Consider the following 24,767-nt stretch of genomic DNA (forward strand, 5'->3'; position numbering starts at 1 on the left):
ACCTTCATTCAATATACATATATCTCCAAATAATTGATTTCTCAAAAAGAAAGATCATAATTAGGAAAGATTGCTACTTCTAAAATCAATATACCCTTACTGTTCCATTTGTTTCGCTAAGAAACTGGCAGCAGTATTAACCGCTTTATGCTCGATTTCGCTTATAATAGCTTCTTTTGAAAAAATAATGACGGCTCCAATTGGGTCTCCGTTTGCAACAATCGGTCCAACTGTATAAGAATGAACCTTTTCTGTTACACCATCGATAATGGAAATATCACTTTCGTCCGTCATAATAACAGACTTTCTTTCTTCCATCGTTTTTTCGATTAGATCGCCAACACTTTTATTTAAGTATTCTTTTTTCGATACGCCTGATACTGCGATGATAGAATCTCGGTCACAGACAAGCACATTATGTCCTAAGCTGTCATATAAAGCCTCAGCATATTCCTTTGCAAAATCACCTAGTTCACTAATTGGAGAATACTTCTTTAAAATTACTTCTCCATCGCGATCAACAAATATTTCTAGTGGGTCTCCTTCTCGAATACGTAAAGTTCTACGAATTTCCTTTGGGATTACTACCCTGCCTAAATCATCAATTCGACGTACGATTCCAGTTGCTTTCATTCTAATGCTGCCTCACTTTCTACTGATGATCAAAGTGGTGAATTTACCTGTTCATGTAAAAATCACCAACTGTTAGACATAGTATTTTACACATTAGTTCTTCTATGCACGTCGAATTGTATTTTTTTATCTTATTTTAGGCATTTATTACTTCTTTTTTCACATCTGGTAAGCCTTTTAATAAATTTTCAGCAATTGTTAACCACTTCGATGTCTCTAAGCCATTTGTTTTCATAACAATTTTCAATTGTGATCCTTCCATTCCTAGACCGATCATACGTCCAAAACTATTTCCGAGCATGAATAATTTTCCACCATCAATATTTTGACTTGCTTGTTCAGAAAACAGGAATGTTACTTCAAATTTATTTTGCTTAATTAACTCAATTTGTTCTTTCATTGCCAACACTTTAATATTTGCAATTTGTAATAAATAACCAACTTCTTGTGGGTAATCACCGAATCTATCGATCATTTCTTCCTGCAATTCTTCAATATCCTCAATTGCAGAAACACCTCTAAATTGTTTATACATCATAATTTTTTGCTTACTATCTGAAATATAAGCATCTGGTAAGTATGCATCTACCTCTAAGTCAATTTCAACATTAACTGTATTTTCAGCTCCATCTGTTCCTCTTCGCTGTTCAATTGCATCTTTTAACATTTGAGAATATAGATCAAATCCGACAGAATCAATAAACCCATGCTGTTCTGCTCCTAACAAATTACCTGCTCCACGAATAGATAAATCTCTCATCGCAATTTTGAAACCAGATCCAAGTTCTGTGAACTCTTTAATTGCTTGCAGACGCTTCTCTGCAACTTCTGACAGCACTTTGTCACGTTTATAGGCAAAGTATGCATATGCAACACGATTAGAACGTCCAACACGCCCACGAAGCTGGTACAACTGTGATAACCCCATACGATCTGCATCAAATACAATTAACGTATTTACGTTCGGAATATCTACACCCGTCTCAATAATTGTTGTACTTACAAGAACATCATGCTGTCCTTCTAAAAATGATAGCATAACAGACTCTAATTCACTTTCGTTCATTTTCCCATGTGCGTACGTTACGCGAGCATCTGGAACTAACATCGAAATTTCATCTGCTTTTCTTTCAATATCCTCTACACGGTTATATAGGAAGTAAATTTGACCGCCTCTTGCAAGCTCTCGCTCTATCGCCTCTCGCATTAATGCTGGATTATACTCTACTACATACGTTTGGACTGGGAAACGATTTTCTGGCGGTGTCTCAATAACAGATAAGTCGCGCACACCAAGCATAGACATATGAAGCGTCCGCGGAATCGGAGTTGCCGTTAATGTTAATACGTCAACATTCGCCTTCAATTGTTTAATTTTTTCTTTATGCGTTACACCAAATCTTTGTTCTTCATCAATAATAAGAAGCCCTAAATCTTTATAAGTGACATCTTTAGATAAAATACGATGTGTTCCGATTACAATATCTATTGTGCCATCCTTTAAGCCCTTAATCGTTTCATTTTGTTGTTTTCTCGTACGGAATCTACTTAATAATCCTATATTGATTGGATAATCTTGAAAACGCTCTCGAATTGTTTCATAGTGTTGCTGCGCAAGAATCGTTGTCGGTACTAAAATTGCAACTTGTTTTTCATCCATAATTGCTTTAAATGCCGCACGAATAGCCACTTCCGTCTTTCCATACCCTACATCACCACAAAGGAGCCTATCCATCGGGCGTCCGCGTTCCATATCTTTTTTAATCTCGTCAATAGAACGTAACTGATCCTCTGTCTCTTGATATGGGAAAGATGATTCGAACTCTTGTTGTTCTGCCGTATCTGGCGTATATGCATAGCCTTTTGAAGCTTCGCGCTCAGCATATAGTTTAATTAGGTCATCCGCAATGTCTTGTACAGATTTTTCAACTTTCGTTTTAACCTTTTTCCAATCATTTCCACCTAATTTGTAAACTTTCGGATCCTTACCTTCAGACCCTACATATTTTTGGACTTGATCAATTTGTTCAATTGGAACGTATAACTTATCATTACCTTGATATTTAATATTTAAATAATCTTTATGAACACCATTAATCTCTAATGTCTCAATACCTAAAAATTTACCTATACCATGATTTACGTGAACTACATAATCTCCAACTTTTAATTCCGAATAACTTTTAATACGTTCAGCATTCGATAACTTTTGTTTACGTTGTGATTTTTTAACTTTCTTATGAAAAAGCTCCTTTTCAGTAATGACAACAAGCTTTTGCATCGGCATTTCAAACCCTGCATGTAAATCACCTACAGCAATTTGTAGCCTTCCAGGCAATAAGATATCTGTGCCTTCTACAATATCTGCCTCAATATCATAATCACTTAAAATATGTTGTAATTTCTTCACACGTTCATCATCTGTTCCAAGTACAACAGTCGTAAAATGCCCTTCATTCCATCTATCAATTTCTGTTTTTAACAAATTCATCTGTCCATGGAAATCTTGCATTGTTTTACATGTTACATTTACAATATTTTGCGGATGTGTGTGTGCGATATGACGCAAGAATAACGTTAAATATACAAAACTTCTTTTTTTATGATGAAGAAACCCCTCAAATGCGTGAGAGAAAGATAAATCTTGAATAATTGTTCCTTCACCAAGAAGTGATATATACCATTCCGCCTCTTCTGTTTCAAGATGTGATGCTGTTTCTTGAATACGGGAAATCTCATCTAAAATTACAACACCATCTTCTGGTAAATAATCTATCAGACTAGCAGGTTCTTTATAGAAAATAGATAAGTATTTAAACATCTGTTCTATACTTTGCCCGTTTTTCAACATCTCAATTTCATGACTTACCGTCTCAAGCACTGTAGTCTTTAGTTTATCATCAGAAAGTTTTTGCATCGTCTTAGTCAAACCTTCTTCAAGATGCTGAATTCCTGATTTTAATTCTTCCTGTGAAAATAAAAACTCTGTTGCCGGACCAAACCTAACGCTTTCTTTTTTACCTTGAGAACGCTGTTCATCCACATCAAATAATCGAATAGAATCGACTTCTGTATCAAAAAATTCAATACGAAATGGTAGTTCTTCAGTTAAAGGATAAATATCTAATATTCCCCCGCGCAAACTGAACTCCCCTGGAGCTTCTACCATCGACTTACGTTCATAGCCAATATGATGTAAAGTATGCAAGAGCGCATCTAAATCAATCTCTTGCCCTAGATTGATTTCAACTTGCTTTTGCTTCCACAATTCTTTTATTGGTAAAAATCTACGCAATCCTGCCACTGGCGCTACAATGATTCCATTCTCTCCCGCAGCCAAGCGATTTAACACTTCTATACGTTGCGCCTTCAATTCTGGACTTGCAACCCCAATTTCCGATGCTATCAGTTCATTCACTGGATATAGCCACACATCTTTTTCACCAAGTAACGCCACTAAATCTTCATGTACTTTTTGTGCTTGGTATAAGTTATGTGTAACGATTAATTGTGATTTTTTTGTTTTTTTATATAAAGCCGCCATTAATAATGAACGAGAAGACGTTGCCATCCCTGATATAAGTTGTTCTTTTAACCCATCTTCTAATCCATTAATAACCGATTGTATCTCTTCATTTTTATAAAATTGCTCTAATAAACCTATCATTTTTAAAACTCCTCTCAACATAAAGAGCAAGTCATTCTATTTTATGCAAATATTTTGGAAAAGGAAAACAGAAAAATGCTTTGGACATGCCAAAGCGACAACATTTCATTGCAGAAATTTTTCATACTCATAATACTCAGGATAAGATGCGAGCGTTTCTTGACACGATTCACAAATTGTTTTTATATATATATTTCCATTCTCATGAAAATGAATCATCTCTACTACTTCCTGCTCTGTTAGTTGAAATAAAACGTCGCTATATACTTTTTCTGCGTTAATGGAGCCTACATTACCTCCGCAGTGTCTGCAATAATAATACCCTTCCATACTAGCCTCCTAAAAATTCAATTACTACTAGTATGGGTAAAACAAAAGAGAAATATTCCCAATCTCATTTTTAACTATTGAAAGTATTCATGATTTGGAGAAAAGGCTTATTTAGCCACTCTTCACATGCATCCGCTGCTTTTTCAATAGAATGGTTAACATCCGGAATCTCTTCAGATGTAAAGCGTCCTAATACATAATCGACTACCTTCATTCCATTTTTCGGGCGATCGATTCCCATACGGATACGTTGAAATTCTTGTGTTCCTAGGTGCGAAATCGTTGACTTTACACCATTATGTCCACCAGCACTACCTTTCATGCGAAGACGCAATTTACCTACAGGAATGTCTAAATCGTCGTACATAACAACGAAGTCCTCAACATCAATTTTATAATAATCCATGAGTGGACGAATACTTTCCCCAGATAAATTCATATATGTTAGCGGCTTTAATAAGATTACCTTTTCTCCATTAACAAACCCTGCACCAAATACACCTTTAAATTTTTGTTCATTCAAAGAAATGTTCCAACGCTTCGCAAGTTCATCAATGGCCATAAATCCAATATTATGCCTTGTTAATTCATATTCTCTACCTGGGTTCCCAAGTCCTACTATCAATTTCATTCTTGTACCACTACTTTCTTTTTTCGATACGAAAAGACGTAACCAAAATTGGTTACGTCTCATTCTATCCAATTAATTGAATAATACACTCACAGATTCTTCTTCGTATACACGAATGATTGCTTCTCCAATTAATGGAGCAACTGAAAGTTCATGTACTTTGTCGATTTTCTTCTCTTCTGGTAATACGATAGAGTTCGTTACAACTAACTCTTTAATATTTGAATTTTGAATACGCTCAATTGCTGGGCCAGATAATACTGGGTGTGTACAGCAAGCATATACTTCAGAAGCACCGTTCTCAACAAGAGCGTTTGCTGCTAATGTAATTGTACCAGCTGTATCAATGATGTCATCAATTAAAATCGCTGTTTTGCCTTCAATATTACCGATAATGTTCATTACCTCTGATACGTTCGGACGAGGACGACGCTTATCAATAATAGCGATTGGCGCTTTTAGACGATCTGCCATTTTTCTTGCACGAGTTACACCACCATGATCAGGAGACACGATTACGATATCTTTAAGACCTTTTGTTTCAAAGTAATCAGAAAGAATCGGTACACCCATTAAGTGGTCGATTGGGATATCAAAGAACCCTTGAATTTGTGGAGCATGTAAATCTAGAGTGATTACACGAGTTGCACCTGCTGTTTCAAGCAAGTTTGCTACAAGTTTCGATGTAATTGGTTCACGAGAACGCGCTTTACGGTCTTGACGCGCATAACCATAATAAGGAATAACAATATTAATTGTTTTCGCAGATGCACGTTTTAATGCATCGATCATAATAAGTAATTCCATGATATGTTCGTTTACTGGGAAGCTTGTAGATTGAATAATGAATACATCGCAACCACGGATACTTTCTTCAATGTTAATTTGAACTTCTCCATCACTAAAACGATCAACAGAACATTTTCCTAGTCCTACTCCAATATGCTTTGCAATCTGCTCAGCAAGTTCCTTATTAGAGTTTAAAGAGAATACTTTCAAATTAGAATTTAGATATTGAGTCGACATCTAGATTAACCCTCCACATTATGATTTTTTCTTATTCAGCAATTGATCAACATAGTCTTCTTTGTTAACTTGACGTGCACGTGCTACCGATAATGCTTTTGATGGAACATTCTCTGTAATTGTAGAGCCTGCTGCCACATAAGCACCATCTTCAACTGTTACTGGAGCAACAAGGTTTGAATTACATCCAATAAATACCCCATTACCAATCACAGTTTTGAATTTATTCTTACCGTCATAGTTCACCGTAATTGAACCACAACCAAGATTCACGTCTTCTCCAACTTGTGCATCCCCGATATAACTCAAGTGTGAAGCTTTACTTCTATTACCAAAGACAGTTTTTTTGATTTCCACGAAGTTTCCAACGCGTACTTCGTCTCCAATAACTGAATCTGGGCGAATGTGTGCAAATGGACCAACCGATACTTCTGTACCAAGTTTACTATCATGTACAGTAGATTGACGAATTGTCGTACGATCTCCAATTTCACTATCACGAATTACTGTATGTGGTCCAATTTCACAATCAGAACCAATTACAGTGTTCCCCTCAATAATTGTTCCTGGATGAAGAACTGTATCACTACCGATAATTGCATCAGCAGAAATATAAGTGTTACTTGGATCAATAATTGTAACACCATTTACCATGTTCTTTCGGTTGATACGGTTTTTCATAATAATTTCCGCTTGCGATAGAGCGACTCTGTCGTTAACACCTAACGTTTCATCGAACTGCTCTGTTTGATAAGCTGATACGATATGACCTTCATTTTTTAAAATCTCAATAACATCTGGAAGGTAATATTCACCTTGTACGTTATCATTTGAAACTTTAGAAAGTGAAGCAAATAAAGCCTTATTATCAAAACAATACGTACCTGTATTGATTTCTTTAATAGCTAATTCTTTCTCATTTGCATCTTTATGCTCAACAATCTTTTCAACATGACCATTCTCATTACGAACAATACGGCCATATCCAGCAGGTTCTTCTATGTACGCTGTTAGCACCGTCGCCATTGCTCCCGCTTCTTTATGTTGCTGAAGTAATGCTTCCATCGTTTCAGCAGTTATTAGCGGCGTATCCCCACAAATAACTAAAGTTGTTCCTTCTTCATTTGCAAGTACACTTGCAGCTTGATCTACAGCATGTGCTGTACCAAGTTGTTCTGCTTGTAATGCAAACTCACTTACGTTTCCTAGCTGTTCTTGTACCATTTCAGCACCATGCCCAACAACCGTTACAAGTTTCTGCAATCCTAATTGAGATACTTGATCGACTACGTGTTGTACCATAGGTTTTCCACATACAGGATGCAGCACTTTGTATAGCTTAGACTTCATACGTGTGCCTTTACCTGCAGCTAGAATCACTGCAAATCTGTTTGACATATAGACCCTCCATCGCAACCTATTTATCCATTAAAGATATTATCCTAAATCATCATATATTTCAAGAAACACATTTTAACTATTAAATTTTACCATAATTCTTATAAGATGTTTTACTCTTTAGTATCTTTTTTAAGAAATAAGCTATACTATTTAAAATGATTTTGAAAAAATTAGTAGTTTCTTCTTTTTATGTTAATGAATTATGAAATTTTCAAATATAAAGCAAAAAAAAACAAACTCCTGTAAATGCTTACAGGAGTTTGCTACAAAATTATAAGGCTTTTCGTCAAAGCCCTTTTCATTCGAATTTTACGAAGCACCTGCTTCTTCAAACTCAACCTCTTCTAACTCGCCTAAACGATGATACTCTGTTAAAACCGCATCTTGAATTTTAGAGCGTGTACCAGAATTAATCGGATGTGCAATGTCACGGAACTCTCCATCTGGAGTACGTTTACTTGGCATTGCTACAAATAATCCATTATTACCATCAATTACACGAATATCATGAACAACAAATTCATGGTCCAAAGTAATAGAGGCAATTGCTCTCATGCGGCCTTCTGTGTTTACGCGGCGTAATCTTACGTCAGTCACTTCCATCTTGTGTTCACCACCCTTTTCTAAATAAGCGATATATTTGTATAAATTCCACAAATTTTCTATTTTCCCTTTAATTTTTTAAAAATTTTTAAGATAAAAATTTTTAATGTAGTTGAATATAGAGATTAGTGGAGGTTATCGCTTACAAAAGGTTACTTAACTAGGGCGATTACTTCAATTTCAACGGAAACATCTTTCGGTAATTTTGCTACTTGCACACAAGATCGAGCTGGTTTATGAGTAGAGAAATAAGAGCTATATACTTCATTCACAGCATTAAAATCATCCATGTCCTTTAAAAATACTGTTGTTTTTACGACTGTATCAAATGAAGCACCCGCTTCCTCTAATACCGCTTGTAAATTTTGAAATACTTGTTCTGTTTGTACTGTTACATCTCCTGTTACAAGCTCCCCATTTTTCGTTAATGGAATTTGTCCTGAGCTATAAAACATATTATTTACAATAATCCCTTGTGAGTAAGGTCCAATCGCTTGTGGTGCCTTGCTTGTTTGAACAACTTTCATACTTTTCACCCTTTTATTATTTATTTTACTCTTTAAAAATAGTGTACGAAAGGCAGTTTGTCCATCTATTTTATAATCTATAAATAAAATAAAAAAAGATAGAGCTATCTGCTCTACCTTTTATTCAGCCTCTACAAGCCCTTCATCAAATGGTGCAAGAGAATAATTCCCTTTTTCCACTTGAATCGTTTTTTCTTTCACATCAACTTCCGATAGACGAATTAATGATACAAAATTATTAATTAGTCGTTCTTCAATATCTGTGGATTCTACTAATACACCAATACCAACAACATTAGCCTTGAACTCTTCTAACATACTCATCATACCTTGAATCGTTCCACCAGCTTTCATGAAGTCATCAATAATTAAAACATTCGATCCTTCTGGAAGGCTGCGTTTTGCTAACGTCATTGTTTGAATTCGTTTAGAAGAACCCGACACATAGTTAATACTAACAGTCGGACCTTCTGTTACCTTATTATCTTTCCTTGCAATTACAACTGGTACATCTAAGTAATTTGCCACTGCATAAGCAAGTGGAATCCCTTTCGTTGCCACTGTCATAACCGCATCAATTGATTGCCTAGCAAAAACAGAAGCAAACAAACGACCTGCGCCATTAATATGGCGAGGATTACTCAATAAATCTGTCATGTATAAGTAACCGCCAGGCAAAATACGATCTGGGTTTTCAAATAAGCCACAAAGCTCATCAATAATTAGATCTGCCTCTTCTTCACTTATATACGGTATATATTTCACTCCTCCTGCTGCTCCTGGTATCGTTTGCAATGTGCCGACCCCTTGTTGCTCAAACGTTTGCTTAATAATAACTAAATCCTCACTAATGGAAGACTTAGCCGATTGATACCTTTCAGCAAAAAAAGTGAGAGATACTAGCTGACGAGGGTTTTGTAGCAAGTAATAAGTCATATCGACTAATCTTGTACTTCTTCTAATTTTCATACTCTCACCTCAAATCACGAATATTCTAAACAAATCATAACGTATTATACGTCTTTATTCAAGCGTTTCTCGCTCTCCTAATAAACGTACCGCATAGACCTGTTCACAAAATCCTTTTAATCCGTTATAAATGCGATGCATTCGAGAATCATGGTGTACAAGTCCAAATACAGTTGGACCACTTCCACTCATCAATACAGCATCCGCTCCGAATCGCTTCATCTGTGATTTAATACGTGCAACTTCAGGATGCATTCCAAATGTTACATCTTCTAAAACGTTACCAACAGTATCACAAATCCCTTTATAATCTCCAGAATTTATGACATCAACCATTTTATCTACATTTGGATGTGTAACTCGATTTAACTTTAAATTTCCATACACATCAGCAGTAGATACACCTATATGTGGTTTCGCTAAAATAACCCAACAAGAAGGCGGAGTCTTTATATGCTCAATTTTCTCTCCTCTTCCAGTGGCAATTGCTGTGCCGCCGTATACACAGAAAGATACATCTGATCCAATTTCTGCGCCAAGCTCTGCTAACTCATCAATTGTAAGCCCTAAATTCCATAATTTATTAAGACCACGTAATGTCGCTGCTGCATCACTACTTCCACCTGCTAATCCAGCTGCTACTGGAATCGTTTTTTCAATAGTAATAGATACACCTTTTTTTACATTAAACTTCTCTTTTAATAATTTCGCTGCCTGATAAGCTAAATTTCGTTGGTCGTCTGGGACATACCGATTATGGGATAAAATTTCAATACGGTCTTCTGCTAATTCCGTTAGTTCTAGACGATCTGCTAAATCAATGGTTGTCATAATCATTTTCACTTCATGATATCCGTCTTGTCTTTTTCCCAGTACATCTAACGACAGATTAATCTTTGCTGGTGCTTTCACTAGTAGCTTCAATCTATTCACCCACTCTATGTACTCAATCTTTTATCGTTTATTTTACCATAAATTTATAGTAAGACGATGACACTTCCCTAATTATAACGAAAAGCATTCAGAATGAAACTACTTATGTAAAATGATGGCACCTTTTAGAGTACAAAAAGCCGAGGAATGTCTCCTCGGCTACCGTAGCATAGAAAGTATCTTACAACTACTGGTTTCGTTTCATTAATTGCTGTTCTGCAATTTCTATAGCACGTTTCACCATGTTACCAGCATCTTTCGCACGAATTCCGCCCCATCCTTCTTTCTGAACAACATCATAAAAGCCAAGCTCTTTTGCTAGCTCTTCTTTAAATTGGTTTGACATGACACCTCTTCGTCTACTCAATGCAGAGTCCCTCCTTATTTTGCTACGGTATAGTTAGTATGCAAAATAATATAGCTTTTCATTTATGGAAATATATGTAATGATATACGGATTATAAAATGACCTCATCATGAGGGTCTCCATAAAATGTTAACTCTACTGTCTCTGTTAAAACATCTGCATAACTATAAGATACACGTTGCAACGCATCTTCTTGTTGATCCAATTGTACAACAAAAACAGAACGGTATGTTTCTGCTAGTACACCTGATTGCTCCACAGTTTTTCTTCTTCCACTATTTGCTTTTAACATAAGTCGCTGTCCAAGATGGTGATCTAATTCGCTTTTAATTTCATCTAAACGTTTTGACATATACTTCGCTACACCTCGCTGTAATTTAGATTGAACACTTAAAACACGATATATCTATCCTAATTATTAACCTCGATTCACAGCTAATATCATCTTGCGTTTGAATAGATAGAAGAAATACTATATTGTAAAAGTATCATTACGTAGTCTGTACGTTCTTGTCTCTTTTTATCCAAATTCATTTAAATCCTTCCATACAAAAAAGCAAGATACATATGTACCCTGCTTACTCTTCGTAATGTTGAAAAGGTAATCCCGTTCGTAAAATCCCTCTCGTTTCAATTCCACCTAGTCCCTTTTCACCAGTAATTGTATTACGTACGACATCCCATACATTGACTCTCTCCATAAATGAAGTAAAACTAATTTTACCAACTACATATACAGGATCTAGTGCATGAATATTAATTCTAGATGGTGAACTAGCGAAATTGGCCCCTGCACGAATTAGTGCCTCAAAGTGCGATTGACATGCCCCAGCAAAAATAACAAGTTGATCCAATGATGGATATTTTTTTCGCACTTCTCGAACAGCCTGTACAAAATGCCTTGAATGCCTATATGCCGCTAAATCTCCCTTCACTCCTTTCGATTTTGTATATGCATCATGCCCCGTAATAACGAGAATGTCTGGGCGAAAGTGATCTATTAAGTCTACTACCTTTTCATGCATCTCCGTTTCTTTACAATGAATACCTTGTACAGGAACGCCAATTTTGTTATATAAGTCTAAGCACTTGCGCAAATATAAAGGGTCTCCATCTATATGCAATACACGTCCCGGCATTTGAAAATAATTCACCTCACTTGTGTATCCACCAGTTGAAGTATGTTCATGCCTTTGTTTCATTAACACATAATCTTGTTGAAACAAACGATACGTGCGCTCCATTGTTTCTTTCTCACGCTTCACCCTTTTTTTATGTTCTCGTTGATCTATACTAATTAAATCTTCAAGTGGCGCATCCGCCACCAGTCTAATTTCCTCTCCAAACAATATAGCTATCTCGCCTTTTATTTCTATAATACGAAAAAGAATATCCCTCTTATGAGAATATCGTTCCACTAATTCTCCAACATGTAAAGCCATTCTCCTACCTCCAAACTCATTAGGCCATCTTACCTGTTTTTAAAATATGAATTTAGAGGGAGAAAGGTGACAAAAGGGACAGTTCAAGTTGAACTGTCCCTTTCATATTCTTATGATAATTTATGAAGAACCAATGCATTACTTAATGTTGCAAACTCTTCAATAGATAGCGTTTCGCCTCTTCGCTTTGGATCAATTCCTACTTCTGTTAAAATTCGATCCAATAATTCCTTATCTTTCGGGAAACCATTTAAATTATTTGATAAATTATTCATCAAAGTTTTACGGCGCTGTGCGAAACTTGCTCGTACTACTTCAAAGAAGAATGTTTCATCTGTCACCTCTACAACCGGTTTCGGACGCTTTAGAAGGCGAATAATTGCAGAATCAACATTTGGCTGTGGTACAAACACTGTACGCGGTACAGTCATAACTGTTTCAACTTCTGTATAATACTGAATAGCAATCGATAAAGAACCATACTCTTTCGTTCCAGGTTTAGCAGCTAAACGATCTCCAACTTCTTTTTGCATCATAACAACAAATCCACGAACTGGTAACTTTTCTTCAAGCAATTTAAATAAAATTGGCGTTGTAATATAGTATGGCAAGTTAGCTACTACCATTACATCTTGCCCTTCTTCAAATTGCTCATTAAATACTTCATGTACATCCGCTTTTAGTACGTCTTTATTAATAACTGTAACGTTACCATATGGTGCTAACGTCTCATCTAAAATTGGTAATAGTCTTTGATCAATTTCAAAAGCCACTACTTTTTTAGCACGCTTCGCTAATTGCTCTGTTAATGCACCGATACCTGGTCCAATTTCAATTGCACCACTTTCTGAACCAATTTCTGCATGATCGACAATACGATTTAATACATTTGTATCAATTAAAAAGTTTTGTCCTAAACTTTTTTTGAATGAAAATCCATACTTTTCAACAATGTCTTTTGTACGATTTGGCGTTGCGATATCCTTCATTTTTTTTCCTCCTGTATTACTTGCTTATAAGCTTCTCCAAATGATTCCTTTGAAACTTGAAACATCTGTAATCGTTTATGTAACTGTTTTGCATTTGTATAACCAATCTTTAATAGCTTACCCATTCTTTCTCTGCGGCTCTTTGCCATTTCTCCGCCCACTAAGCCTGCATCGACTAAATCACTCCAACTAATTTCACTTGTATAAGCTTCCATTTCTTCATGTATATTCTCTAGAGCACGGCGAATCGACTCATTAGAAGCATGTTCGATCCCAACTCCCTTTTTCCTTTTAGCAAGCGCTTCTTCCTTCGGTAAAAAGGCATGCTTACAGCCGGGAACCTTGTCAGAAATAATTTTTCGAATACGCTCTCCAGGATAATCTGGATCTGTGAAAATAATAACGCCCCTTTTTTGCTGCGCTAATTTAACTTGCTCAATAACATGATCACCGATTGCTGAACCGTTCGTTTCAATTGTATCCGCATCAACAGCACGCTTAATCGCAACTGTATCATCTTTACCTTCTACAACGATAATCTCTTTTATTTTCATGCTTGCCTCCACACTCGTTTCGTCTCTACTTAGTAAAACAAAAAAATGACGACTTTTCCATTATTATTTTCCTCATTCTTATATTTTAAAAAATAGAATAGAAAAATCTTTGTTCTCTGTCCTTATTGTAACACTTCATCATTCACATTTATTTTCTTCATCACTTCTACTAGTGTTTTTTCAAAATAAAAAAGAACAGGTTTCCCCATTCTTTTTTATTCAACACCAAATAAAGCTTTTGCATTTTTGGTTGTCATTTCTGCTACTTCCTCATAAGAAACACCTTTTAAATTCGCAATTTCTTCTGCTACGAGTTTTACATAACTCGGTTCATTTCGTTTCCCTCGAAATGGATGCGGCGTTAGATATGGACAATCCGTCTCTATTAACAATTTCTCTAATGGAATCTCCGTAGCAACCTCTTTCGGCTTTTTAGCGTTTTTAAATGTAACTGGTCCGCCTAACGAAATTAGAAAGTTCATATCAACACATCGCTCTGCTACTTCTACGCTGCCGCTAAAACAATGCATAATGCCTCCTACTTCAGCTGCATTCTCTTCTTCTAGAATATCAACAATATCTTGAGTTGCATCGCGATTATGTATAATAATCGGCAATTTCACTTTTTTCGCTAATGCAATTTGTTTACGAAATACTTCTTTCTGTATTTCTTTTGGAGACTTATCCCAATGATAATCTAAACCCATTTCTCCAAGTGCAACGACTTTAGGATGAGAAGCAAGTTCTTCTAACCAAGCTAAATGTTCTTCTGTCATGTCAATTGCATCAACTGGATGCCATCCAACCGCAGCGTAAATAAAATCATAAGCTTCAGCTAATTCCATCGCCTTTTTTATCGTTACTTCATCAAAACCAACAACAACTGTATAAGTAACTCCCGCTTCTTTCATTCGGGCAATAACTTCTTGCAAATCTTCTTCAAATTGCTCTGCATTCAAATGCGAATGTGTATCAAACAACATAATACATAACTCCTTTTATATTGAAATCAAGTTTATTCTACAAAAATAAGTTCTTTAATAACTTAACGATAACAATACTACAATCTTAATGCAAAAATAGAGAATGTAAAAAGAAAAAAGACGCTTCACACATGTTACACGTGAAACATCTCTTTTCTTGTCTTAATTACTTGATTTTTGTACCATTTGGTAGATTTTGGTCAATTGATGCTAATGACAATACACCATTCTCTTCACCCGCTAAAATCATACCTTGCGATAATTCACCGCGTAATTTTACAGGTTTTAAGTTTGTTACACAAATAACCTTTTTACCTTTTAGGTCTTCTGGCGAATAGAATTTTGCAATTCCAGAAACAACTTGACGCTTTTCTGTGCCTAAGTCTAGTTGAATTTTTAACAACTTGTCTGCTTTTTTCACAGGTTCAGCAGATAGTACTTCAGCTACGCGTAATTCTACTTTAAAGAAATCATCAATTGTAATTTCTTCTGCCTTCGGCTCTTCTTCTTTTTTCTCTTCTACTTTAGGGGCAGAGCTTTTCATTTGTTCTTTAATGTACTCTACTTCCACTTCTATTTCTAAACGAGGGAAAATTGGGTTTCCTTTTTCTACTTTTGTTCCAGCTGGAATACAGCCAATTGTAGATAGACTTTCCCAAGATTTATGAGCCTCATCAGTAAGGCCAAGCTGAGCAAACATCTTGCTTGGTGCTACTGTTAAGAATGGCATAAGCATAATACCTGTTTGACGAAGTACTTCTGCTAAATGAGCCATTACGGAAGCTAACTTTTCACGATCATTCTCATCTTTTGCTAATACCCATGGTTGTGTTTCATCAATATATTTATTCGTACGACTAACCAATTGCCAAATAGATCCTAACGCTACAGAGAACTCCATATTCTCCATTGCTTCTTCTACTTTTTTCAAAGTATCTTGTGCAAACGCTACTAACGTTTCATCAAATTCTGTTACATTTGCTTTAAATGCAGGGATTTCTCCGTTAAAGTACTTATCAATCATAGCTACTGTACGATTTAATAAATTACCTAAGTCATTTGCTAAGTCGAAATTAATACGCTCCACAAATCCTTCTGGTGTAAATACGCCATCAGATCCAAATGGAACTTCACGAAGTAAGTAATAACGTAATGCATCCAATCCATAACGATCGATTAATGTAACTGGATCTACTACGTTTCCTTTTGACTTACTCATCTTTCCATCCTTCATTAAAATCCAGCCATGAGCAAAGACTTTCTTTGGAAGAGGTAAATCTAATGCCATTAAAATTATCGGCCAATAAATTGTATGGAAACGAACGATTTCTTTCCCAACTAAATGCACATCTGCAGGCCAGAATTTTTTATATTTCTCTTCATTTGCTGTTCCATAACCTAACGCCGTAATATAGTTAGATAATGCGTCAACCCATACGTAAATAACGTGTTTTGGGTTACCAGGAACACGAACTCCCCAGTCAAATGAAGTACGAGAAACTGCTAAATCTTCTAATCCTGGTTTAATAAAATTATTAATCATTTCATTTTTACGAGACTCCGGCTGAATGAAATGTGGATTATCTTCATAGAACTTTAATAGTCTGTCGACATATTTACCCATTCTAAAGAAATAAGATTCTTCACGAACAAGTTCTACATCATGACCACTATCTGGACTTTTTCCTCCAACTACTTTGTCACCTTCCATAATTGGATCTACTAATTGGTGCTCTGTATAGAACGTCTCATCTTGTACAGAATACCAACCTTCATATTCATCAAGATAAATGTCACCTTGATCTACTAATTGCTTAAAGATTTTTTCGACAACATCTTTATGACGATCTTCAGTTGTACGAATAAAATCATCATAAGAAATATCCATCTTCTCCCAAAGCTCTTTAATTCCTGCAACAATATTATCAACATATGCCTGTGGCGTAATATTTAACTCTTCTGCTTTCTTTTGGATCTTCTGTCCATGCTCATCAGTTCCTGTTAAATAATGCACATTATATCCTTGCATACGCTTATATCGTGCCATTGCATCTCCTGCTACTGTCGTATAAGCATGTCCAATGTGTAATTTTCCACTTGGATAATAAATTGGGGTAGTAATATAAAAGGACTTATTTTCCTCTGTCATTGTTTTGGACCTCCCGAATAACCTCATATGTATTTATAAACAGTATATCAAAAACTCATATATAAAGTGAAACTTTAATCAGTGGGGTTTTTCTTCATCCCCACTGATTATTAGCCCACATCAATCGGGCTTTTACGAGCAGCCCGAATCTCACTTATCTTCTTTAAGCCAACCTAATTTTGAATTCTGGGTCTTAATGCTCGATATCTTTATCATCTATTGCTCATATTTCAAAAAAATATACAATCTCCACTTGGAATTTGTAATTTTTTTCTGAAAATATTGTAAATAATTGTGGAATTTCCTCTCAATCTATTATATATAAGAAATAAGAAATCTATAAATCTTTTTAAAAAATATAGAATTTAAGAATTGACGGAAATGTAAATGATTGGTATCATATGTCCATAGGGTATTTTGTCGAAAAATGACGAATCTAAAAATAGACTCGAAACTTATAAACTATTTATTTAGGAGGAAAAAAATTATGAAATCTACTGGTATTGTTCGTAAAGTTGATGAATTAGGTCGTGTAGTAATTCCAATCGAATTACGCCGTACTTTAGGTATTGCAGAAAAGGACGCTCTTGAAATCTATGTTGATGACGAAAAAATCATCTTAAAGAAATATAAACCAAACATGACTTGCCAAGTAACTGGTGAAGTATCTGACGGTAACCTTTCTTTAGCTGAAGGTAAAATCATCTTAAGCAAAGAAGGCGCTGAGCAAATCTTAAACGAACTTCAAGATTATATCGAAACAGCAAAATAAGCTTCTCAATTATGAGAAGCTTATTTTTTATCGACATGATAGATTTGATATACATCTCTTTTCGACAAATCTCGATCTTTAGCGACTGTTTTAATCGCTTCTTTTGAATTCATACCTTTTTCATTTATATAGTGTTCAATATGATCATATACTGAAAGAGATTCCCACCATTGTTCTTCTGGAGCAGGTTCTTCTGTTGAACCAGCTACTAAAATACAAAACTCACCACGTACTTCATTTTGCTTCGTCCACTCAATTGCTTCTTGAATTGTCCCTCGAATAAATTCCTCAAATTTTTTCGTTAACTCTCGACACAATACAATCTCTCTATTTCCCAACACTTCCTGCATCGAAATTAAAGTATCATCTAAACGATGAGGCGCTTCATAAAACATCATTGTAGTTTGTACATAACGAAGCTTTTCTAACTCCATCTTCCGTTCCTTTTTGTTTCTCTGCAAGAAACCATAGAAATAAAACTGCTTTGTTTCAAGACCGGATGCAATTAATGCTGTAAGGGCTGCATTTGCTCCAGGAAGCGGAATTACATGATATTGCTCAGCTACTGCCTCAACAACAATATCGTAACCCGGATCAGAAATACACGGCATACCAGCGTCACTAACAAGTGCTACATTCTTTCCATCCTCTAACTTCTCTAATATTCTCTTTCCACTTACTTCTTTATTATGCTCATGATAACTCGTGACAGGTGTTTCAATTTCAAAATAATTACAAAGTTTTTTCGTTTGTCTCGTATCTTCAGCAGCAATTAAATCAACTTCTTTTAAAATTCGGATTGCACGAAATGTCATATCTTCTAAATTTCCAATAGGAGTTGGTACTAAATATAAAACTCCCTTTTCATTTTGTTGAAAGCTTTTTTGTTGCCACATAGCGTTCTCCTTTTTGCATATATGCCTCTTTTTGTTTTCTCGTTAATTGCTTAAAGTAATACTCCGCTTGCATAGCTGTACGTTTATCATCATGGGTCTCTACATATTTTAAAACGACAGGAAGCCTGACGCGTGTATACTTAGCTCCTTTGCCGCTATTATGAGTCTGTATTCGTTTTTCTATATGGTTTGTATATCCAGCATAATAACTTCCATCAGAGCACTCTACCACATAAAAAAAATGCTTATTCTTCTCCATATAAAATTGAACGTATCTCCTTTGTATATTCGTTATTGTTCTCATATACAACGAGAGGTGGTAAAATTTTTAAATCTGCATTTCCATCCTTAATTCCTTCAATTAACAATGTATTTGCTTCTTTTCCAACCTTAGGATAAACAAATCGCACACGCTTTGGTTCAATTTTATATTTACGCATTAATGTGACAATGTCGAGTAATCGCCCTGGACGATGTACAAACGCCACTTTCCCACCTTGTTTTACTAACTGACTACTTACAGATACAACATCTTCTAATGTACACATAATTTCATGACGAGCTATCGCTAAATGTTCATTCATATTTTTCTCTGAAGTTTGAGGTGTTTGAAAATATGGTGGATTACATGTAACAACATCATATTGATGACGTCCGAGTTTCTCTGGCATATCTTTCAAATCTCCATGTATGAGGTGAATTCTTTCTTCCAGCCCATTATATTGAACACTTCTTACTCCCATATCATATAAGCGTTCTTGAATTTCCACACCAGTAATCTTTCCTTTTGTTCTTGTACTTAATAGAAGGGGGACAACTGCGTTACCTGTACACAAATCAAGTAAATTCCCCTTTTGAATTGGTACCCATGCAAAATCTGCTAGTAAAACAGCATCTAAAGAAAAATTAAATACTGATGGGCTTTGTATAATCTTCATGTCTTGCGCTAATAAGTAATCTAAACGTTCATCTTCATATAAATTCATATACTGCTCCTTTTCTTACCCTTAACCTACCCTATTTCATGTATAAAAAATTACCTTTCCAATTATAATTGGAAAGGTAATTTCACTTTTTATTTAAGAATGACAGACAGAACAAACAATCTCCCTCTTTACGTACACTTCCATAATGTAGATTGCAAATATGAAAACCTTCTTGATACAGTCTCGCTAAATTGTCATAGCCTTCACCAATATCTGTCTTCGGCTTCACTTCTTTACGCTTTTGAGTTTTTTGTTTTTCTTTATTCTGCACTTCTTCAAAACGGTGTCGCAAATTGTTATTTTCCATTTTTATATGCTGGTTTTCTTCCAACAACTCTGCAAGATGCTGTTTTAACTCTCCCAACTGTTTGTATAAATGTCCAATTTGCTCTTCCATACTAGAAACCGATTCAAAAATATCTTTTTTCTCCACAAGCACCCACCTCATTAATCTGTGGTTTGACTCGAAACGACCCCTTTATTCACTAACTCATCTAACGTATATTCTACTATCCGTTCCTTGTCTACTAGTTCCACTTGAATTAATCTTTCTAAAATATTTAATCCGATCACACGGCCAGTACCATGCGGGGTTTGTATACGTTGATCTAAATCAGGAAGTTGTTCCTTTGCTGCCTCATATTCATCATTCTCATATTTTAAGCAACACATTAAGCGACCACATAAACCAGAGATTTTTGCAGGATTTAATGATAAATTTTGATCCTTTGCCATTTTAATGGATACAGGTTCAAAATCTCCTAAAAAAGTAGAACAACAAAGCATACGACCACATGGACCAATACCACCTAGCATCTTCGCTTCATCACGAACACCAATTTGTCTTAGTTCAATTCTTGTTCTAAAAATTGCCGCTAAGTCCTTCACTAGTTCGCGGAAATCAATCCGACCATCCGCAGTAAAATAGAAAATAATCTTATTACGATCGAATGTATACTCTACATCTACAAGTTTCATATCAAGATTATGCTCTACTACCTTTTGCTGACAGACTTGATATGCTTCTTTTGCAGCATGTTTGTTCTCTTCAACAATGGTACGATCATTTTCATTTGCAATACGAATAACCTTTTTTAGCGGTAATACAACGTCGTTTTCATCAACTTGCTTTTTGGTAATAACTACTTTTCCGTATTCAATACCTCTTACCGTTTCTACAATAACAAACTCATTTTCAGAGATATCGAACTGATTTGGATCAAAGTAATATACCTTTCCGGCCTTCTTAAAGCGAACACCTACTACATCATACAAAACGGTCATCCCTCCTGCAACCGCAACACTAACTGTTCGAACACAAGCTGCGCATTTACATTAGCGTTGATTCTATTTTTTGCCTCTAATATATTAAAGAGAGCTGATACAATGCGCTTCTGAGCATAGGAAAACGATTCAAACATCTCTTTCTGCTCATGAAAAACAAGACGATCTTCTTCTCCAAGTTGAACATATAGTAAATCCTTATAAATAAGGAGTAACATATCTAACCCTTGCTGTAATTGTTCTTTCTCTCCAAAGTGTTTTCCCCATTTTTCTTGTACAAAAAAAATAGAGGTTTTATCTTTTTCGAGCGCTTCACATAATTTTATCACTAAAGCTCGTGCTTGTGCAAACCATTCATCACTACATAAAGCTAAAGCTTCATCAAAACTATTTGTGAGTTGAGCAGCAAGTGTCGATAAAGATGCTGTAATACCTTCTTCCTGTAATCTTCTAATTAAAGATTCTGTAGGTAACGGTCTAAACGTAACAACTTGGCAACGAGATAAAATCGTATTTAAAATTTGATGACTTTGTTCAGTAAGTAAAATAGCGGTTGTATCACTACTTGGTTCTTCTAAAAATTTCAAAAGTGTATTTGCCGCATTTGCCGTCATACGATCTGCGTGCTCAATAATATATAATTTTTTATTTGCCTCTAATCCTGTTTTTGAAAACTCTTCTTGTAAATCATGAATTTGCTGCTTCTTAATAGATAATCCGTCTGGTTTTACAATATGTAAGTTAGGGTGGTTACCTGAATCAATTCGCTTACAATTTGTGCATACATGACAGGGCTCTACTCCATTCCGCTGAGAACAGAGGAAACTCTTTGCCATTTGAATTGCTGTCGCAAACTTTCCCGTACCTTTCCCTCCCTCTAACAAGTAAGCGTGGGATATACGCTCTTTTGCAATGCTATTCATCAACATTTTTACACCGATGGGTTGTATAGCAGAAAGCTGCTCCCACGTCTTCATCATAATGCATACCTCACTTATTTCATTCTTTCCTTCTATTATAACAATTTATCTTCTATAATCCGAACAACTTCTTCTATAAGTTTTTCCATCGGCTGATCAGCATTTACCAATACAATACGCTCCGAGAAACGTTCTACAACTTGTAAATACCCTTCGCGCACACGTTTATGGAAAGAGATATCTTCCATATCTAGTCGATTTACTTCACGTCCTGCATCTTTTTCAATCCGAGCCAAGCCAACCTCAGGCTCAATGTCTAGATAAATTGTTAAACTAGGCATACAGTCCTCTGTTGCGAAACGATTTATTTCAAATACCTTATCCATACCCAATCCTCTTGCATAGCCTTGATATGCTAAAGAACTATCTATAAAACGATCACATAACACGAGATAGTTCTCATTAAGTGCTGGCATAACTTTTTCTACTAAATGTTGTCTGCGCGCAGCAGCATAAAGAAGCGCTTCTGTACGTGCTTCCATCATCGTATATTCTTGTTTATGTAAAATCGTCCTAATGTCCTCAGAAATTGCAATACCACCTGGTTCCCTTGTCGCCATTACCTTTTGTGCTTTTTGTTCAAAATATGGCAATAAGCTTTTAATTAACGTTGTTTTACCTGAACCTTCTGGGCCTTCAATTGTTACAAATAATCCCTTCATCCTAAAACCTACTTTCTATATCATACACTTTCATATATTTCGTATTACCTTGAAAACGAGCTCCTGCTCTCTCTAAATACATAATTTGCTCTTTATGCTCTGAAGTAATTCTCTCTCCATACATAACCAATGGAATCCCAGGTGGATACGGAATCACCATTTCTGCCGCTATCATTCCAACAGCCTCTTCTATAGATACTATCCTTGTTCCATATCTTTCTAGTTGTTTATACGTATACGGCAACGGAGAGAATTCACCTTTATAAGTATAACGAATAGATTCCCTCTTGTCTTTCACGTCATAATGTTGCAATGCTACTCGGATCATCTCTATAACCTTCATATACCCCTCATTTGCTTGCAAGGGTAAAATAAATAGGACATTGTACGGATCAGCCATCTCTGTATATATACCGACCTTTTCAAATACGGACTGTAATTCGTACCCTGATAACTGACAACGAGTTTGTACGGTAACCTTTAACTCGTCTTGCAACGGATATTCTAAAATGGCGATTTGGGGAATAGAACGTAACCGTTCCTTAAATCTCCGTAAAAACTCAACAATTTCACCATGACCTTCTTCTTTTATACGCGCCATTGTAAAGCGTGCTATATCCAAGGAAGCCATAATTGGATACGATGGACTACTAGATTGTAGCATACTTAAATAAGTAGTAACCTTCTCTTCGTCTACTAAGTGACTATTTATATGTAAATAGGAACCCATTGTCATTGCGGGTAATGTCTTATGTGCAGAATGCACTACAATATCTGCACCATATGTTAACGCTGATTTCGGGAATGGTTCTCCTAAACAAAGATGTGCCCCATGTGCCTCATCTATCAAAACAGGAATTTCATGTGCATGAGCAAAAGCGATGCTTGCCTCTAAATCCATCCCCATACCATAATAATTAGGATGCGTTAGAATGAGTGCTTTCGCATTTGGATATTTTCCAATTGCTTTCTTAATAATTTCATTACGAACTCCCACTGGTACATTATAAGTTTCATCAATCCATGGATCTAAAAAAATGGGATTTGCTCCCGCTAGTTTTAAACCATTAATAATTGATTTATGACAATTTCTTTGTACAAGAACAATATCATGTTCCCCACAACAAGACAAAATCATCGCTAAGTTCCCGACTGTTGAACCATTAATTAAAAAATAACTTTTCTTTGTATCATACACTTCAGCCAATAATTGTTGTGCCTCATCTATACATTCAAACGGACTATGCAAATCATCTAGTCCTGCTAACTCAGTTACATCAATAGATAGAATATCTTTAAACTCTCTTATTGCCTTCTGAGGGAAGTTTAAACCATTCTTATGACCTGGGACATGAAAGGATAAAGGCCCTCTTTCTTTAAACTCGATTAACGCCTCATATAAAGGCATATGATTTTGATTCATCTACATCTCTTCCTTATTATTCATTCTCCATCTATTATACAGAACAAAAAAAATAATAGGCATATGCCTATTTAAAAATATGATACTTCTAATTTTCGAAGTTGCTTTAAATAATGTATATATTTCGGATCATCTGTCTCTGTATTCACCATATCCTTTTCACATTCATAACATATTAAATTATTATAAACATATATACCTTCTTTTCTTTTTGTCTCACAAACAATACAAACTTCACTTTGTAATTTCATAACCTTCCCTCCCTATTTAAGTGAACCTATTTTATACTTCTAATCCTTAACAATTTCCAGAAAAATATACACCCATCTCTTATATAATATGATTAACTCTTGGGCAACGTGTTTGTATTACCATTACTTCTTTCCCATTCTTTTTAACAATACAAAAAAAACACAAGTCAAAAGACTTGTGTTTTTAGTTGCTTGGCGACGTCCTACTCTCACAGGGACAAGGTCCCAACTACCATCGGCGCTAGAGAGCTTAACTTCCGTGTTCGGTATGGGAACGGGTGTGACCTCTCTGCCATCATCACCAAACTA

The 24,767-nt window shown here is 35.6% G+C and carries 27 protein-coding genes and 1 rRNA gene; 1 reads left to right on the forward strand and 27 read right to left on the reverse strand.

What is annotated here, in order from left to right:
• Positions 1–96 precede the first annotated feature (96 nt).
• From spoVT to metG, 17 genes are all read right to left on the reverse strand, one after another.
• Positions 97–633: a stage V sporulation protein T gene (gene spoVT / locus ACO6VI_RS24920; protein WP_000648306.1), complete on the reverse strand. Its 537-nt coding sequence runs from the start codon at positions 631–633 to the stop codon at positions 97–99.
• A 136-nt stretch (positions 634–769) separates the two neighbouring features.
• Positions 770–4,300 carry a transcription-repair coupling factor gene (gene mfd, locus ACO6VI_RS24925; protein ID WP_000579684.1) on the reverse strand — a complete coding sequence of 1,177 codons (3,531 nt, stop codon included), beginning with the start codon at positions 4,298–4,300 and terminating at the stop codon, positions 770–772.
• Between the two features lie 105 nt (positions 4,301–4,405).
• Positions 4,406–4,630: an anti-sigma-F factor Fin family protein gene (locus ACO6VI_RS24930; RefSeq protein ID WP_000399438.1), complete on the reverse strand. Its 225-nt coding sequence runs from the start codon at positions 4,628–4,630 to the stop codon at positions 4,406–4,408.
• A 70-nt stretch (positions 4,631–4,700) separates the two neighbouring features.
• Complete coding sequence (gene pth / locus ACO6VI_RS24935) at positions 4,701–5,261, reverse strand: aminoacyl-tRNA hydrolase (RefSeq protein ID WP_000767702.1); 561 nt, start codon at positions 5,259–5,261, stop codon at positions 4,701–4,703.
• Between the two features lie 72 nt (positions 5,262–5,333).
• A complete protein-coding gene (locus ACO6VI_RS24940; protein WP_000107420.1) occupies positions 5,334–6,287 on the reverse strand; it encodes a ribose-phosphate diphosphokinase in 954 nt (317 codons plus the stop codon).
• Between the two features lie 18 nt (positions 6,288–6,305).
• Positions 6,306–7,685, reverse strand: coding sequence for a bifunctional UDP-N-acetylglucosamine diphosphorylase/glucosamine-1-phosphate N-acetyltransferase GlmU (gene glmU / locus ACO6VI_RS24945; protein ID WP_000071039.1), 1,380 nt, complete (start codon positions 7,683–7,685; stop codon positions 6,306–6,308).
• 312 nt (positions 7,686–7,997) lie between these two features.
• A complete protein-coding gene (gene spoVG, locus ACO6VI_RS24950; protein ID WP_000454041.1) occupies positions 7,998–8,291 on the reverse strand; it encodes a septation regulator SpoVG in 294 nt (97 codons plus the stop codon).
• A 152-nt stretch (positions 8,292–8,443) separates the two neighbouring features.
• Entirely contained in the window at positions 8,444–8,818 is a 375-nt protein-coding gene (locus ACO6VI_RS24955; protein WP_000869824.1) for a RidA family protein, read from the reverse strand.
• Between the two features lie 120 nt (positions 8,819–8,938).
• Positions 8,939–9,787, reverse strand: a complete 849-nt coding sequence (gene purR, locus ACO6VI_RS24960) for a pur operon repressor (RefSeq protein WP_000702467.1) — start codon at positions 9,785–9,787, stop codon at positions 8,939–8,941.
• 54 nt (positions 9,788–9,841) lie between these two features.
• Entirely contained in the window at positions 9,842–10,711 is an 870-nt protein-coding gene (gene ispE / locus ACO6VI_RS24965; protein ID WP_000772104.1) for a 4-(cytidine 5'-diphospho)-2-C-methyl-D-erythritol kinase, read from the reverse strand.
• Positions 10,712–10,907: 196 nt separating this feature from the next.
• Positions 10,908–11,087: an acid-soluble spore protein SspF gene (sspF, locus tag ACO6VI_RS24970; protein WP_002094215.1), complete on the reverse strand. Its 180-nt coding sequence runs from the start codon at positions 11,085–11,087 to the stop codon at positions 10,908–10,910.
• A gap of 91 nt (positions 11,088–11,178) precedes the next feature.
• Positions 11,179–11,439, reverse strand: coding sequence for a biofilm formation stimulator Veg (gene veg / locus ACO6VI_RS24975; RefSeq protein WP_000044346.1), 261 nt, complete (start codon positions 11,437–11,439; stop codon positions 11,179–11,181).
• A 226-nt stretch (positions 11,440–11,665) separates the two neighbouring features.
• Positions 11,666–12,529: a sporulation peptidase YabG gene (gene yabG, locus ACO6VI_RS24980; protein WP_001173734.1), complete on the reverse strand. Its 864-nt coding sequence runs from the start codon at positions 12,527–12,529 to the stop codon at positions 11,666–11,668.
• A 110-nt stretch (positions 12,530–12,639) separates the two neighbouring features.
• A complete protein-coding gene (rsmA, locus tag ACO6VI_RS24985; protein ID WP_000651548.1) occupies positions 12,640–13,518 on the reverse strand; it encodes a 16S rRNA (adenine(1518)-N(6)/adenine(1519)-N(6))-dimethyltransferase RsmA in 879 nt (292 codons plus the stop codon).
• Entirely contained in the window at positions 13,515–14,072 is a 558-nt protein-coding gene (rnmV, locus tag ACO6VI_RS24990; protein ID WP_000692837.1) for a ribonuclease M5, read from the reverse strand. The genes rsmA and rnmV overlap by 4 nt, the downstream gene beginning before the upstream one ends.
• Positions 14,073–14,287: 215 nt before the next feature.
• Entirely contained in the window at positions 14,288–15,055 is a 768-nt protein-coding gene (locus ACO6VI_RS24995; protein WP_000895840.1) for a TatD family hydrolase, read from the reverse strand.
• Positions 15,056–15,221: 166 nt separating this feature from the next.
• A complete protein-coding gene (gene metG, locus ACO6VI_RS25000; protein ID WP_000134131.1) occupies positions 15,222–17,204 on the reverse strand; it encodes a methionine--tRNA ligase in 1,983 nt (660 codons plus the stop codon).
• A 487-nt stretch (positions 17,205–17,691) separates the two neighbouring features.
• Here metG and ACO6VI_RS25005 point away from each other — a divergent pair, with 487 nt between their 5' ends.
• Positions 17,692–17,976, forward strand: a complete 285-nt coding sequence (locus ACO6VI_RS25005) for an AbrB/MazE/SpoVT family DNA-binding domain-containing protein (protein WP_000843036.1) — start codon at positions 17,692–17,694, stop codon at positions 17,974–17,976.
• A 20-nt stretch (positions 17,977–17,996) separates the two neighbouring features.
• Here the strand turns inward: ACO6VI_RS25005 and rsmI are convergent, their stop codons facing one another.
• From rsmI to rrf, 10 genes are all read right to left on the reverse strand, one after another.
• On the reverse strand, positions 17,997–18,872 hold the full coding sequence (rsmI, locus tag ACO6VI_RS25010) for a 16S rRNA (cytidine(1402)-2'-O)-methyltransferase (RefSeq protein WP_000267824.1): 876 nt from the start codon (positions 18,870–18,872) through the stop codon (positions 17,997–17,999).
• A complete protein-coding gene (locus ACO6VI_RS25015; RefSeq protein WP_000414350.1) occupies positions 18,841–19,131 on the reverse strand; it encodes a GIY-YIG nuclease family protein in 291 nt (96 codons plus the stop codon). The genes rsmI and ACO6VI_RS25015 overlap by 32 nt, the downstream gene beginning before the upstream one ends.
• Positions 19,118–19,858, reverse strand: coding sequence for a tRNA1(Val) (adenine(37)-N6)-methyltransferase (locus ACO6VI_RS25020; protein ID WP_088020000.1), 741 nt, complete (start codon positions 19,856–19,858; stop codon positions 19,118–19,120). The genes ACO6VI_RS25015 and ACO6VI_RS25020 overlap by 14 nt, the downstream gene beginning before the upstream one ends.
• An 82-nt stretch (positions 19,859–19,940) precedes the next feature.
• Positions 19,941–20,291: a DNA replication initiation control protein YabA gene (yabA, locus tag ACO6VI_RS25025; RefSeq protein ID WP_000412063.1), complete on the reverse strand. Its 351-nt coding sequence runs from the start codon at positions 20,289–20,291 to the stop codon at positions 19,941–19,943.
• 14 nt (positions 20,292–20,305) lie between these two features.
• Positions 20,306–21,133 (reverse strand): PSP1 domain-containing protein, encoded by an 828-nt coding sequence (locus ACO6VI_RS25030; protein WP_000272429.1) that lies wholly within the window; start codon positions 21,131–21,133, stop codon positions 20,306–20,308.
• Between the two features lie 5 nt (positions 21,134–21,138).
• On the reverse strand, positions 21,139–22,122 hold the full coding sequence (gene holB / locus ACO6VI_RS25035) for a DNA polymerase III subunit delta' (RefSeq protein ID WP_000978578.1): 984 nt from the start codon (positions 22,120–22,122) through the stop codon (positions 21,139–21,141).
• Between the two features lie 35 nt (positions 22,123–22,157).
• Positions 22,158–22,784 (reverse strand): dTMP kinase, encoded by a 627-nt coding sequence (gene tmk, locus ACO6VI_RS25040; RefSeq protein WP_088020002.1) that lies wholly within the window; start codon positions 22,782–22,784, stop codon positions 22,158–22,160.
• A 1-nt stretch (position 22,785) separates the two neighbouring features.
• A complete protein-coding gene (locus ACO6VI_RS25045) occupies positions 22,786–24,207 on the reverse strand; it encodes an aminotransferase class I/II-fold pyridoxal phosphate-dependent enzyme (RefSeq protein WP_001073004.1) in 1,422 nt (473 codons plus the stop codon).
• A 71-nt stretch (positions 24,208–24,278) separates the two neighbouring features.
• A complete protein-coding gene (locus ACO6VI_RS25050; RefSeq protein ID WP_000776279.1) occupies positions 24,279–24,458 on the reverse strand; it encodes a sigma factor G inhibitor Gin in 180 nt (59 codons plus the stop codon).
• A gap of 190 nt (positions 24,459–24,648) precedes the next feature.
• Positions 24,649–24,764 (reverse strand): 5S ribosomal RNA (rrf, locus tag ACO6VI_RS25055).
• Between the last annotated feature and the right edge of the window lie 3 nt (positions 24,765–24,767).

The organism is Bacillus sp. PSXD-155 (genome assembly GCF_049310765.1).
GTDB lineage: Bacteria > Bacillota > Bacilli > Bacillales > Bacillaceae_G > Bacillus_A > Bacillus_A cereus.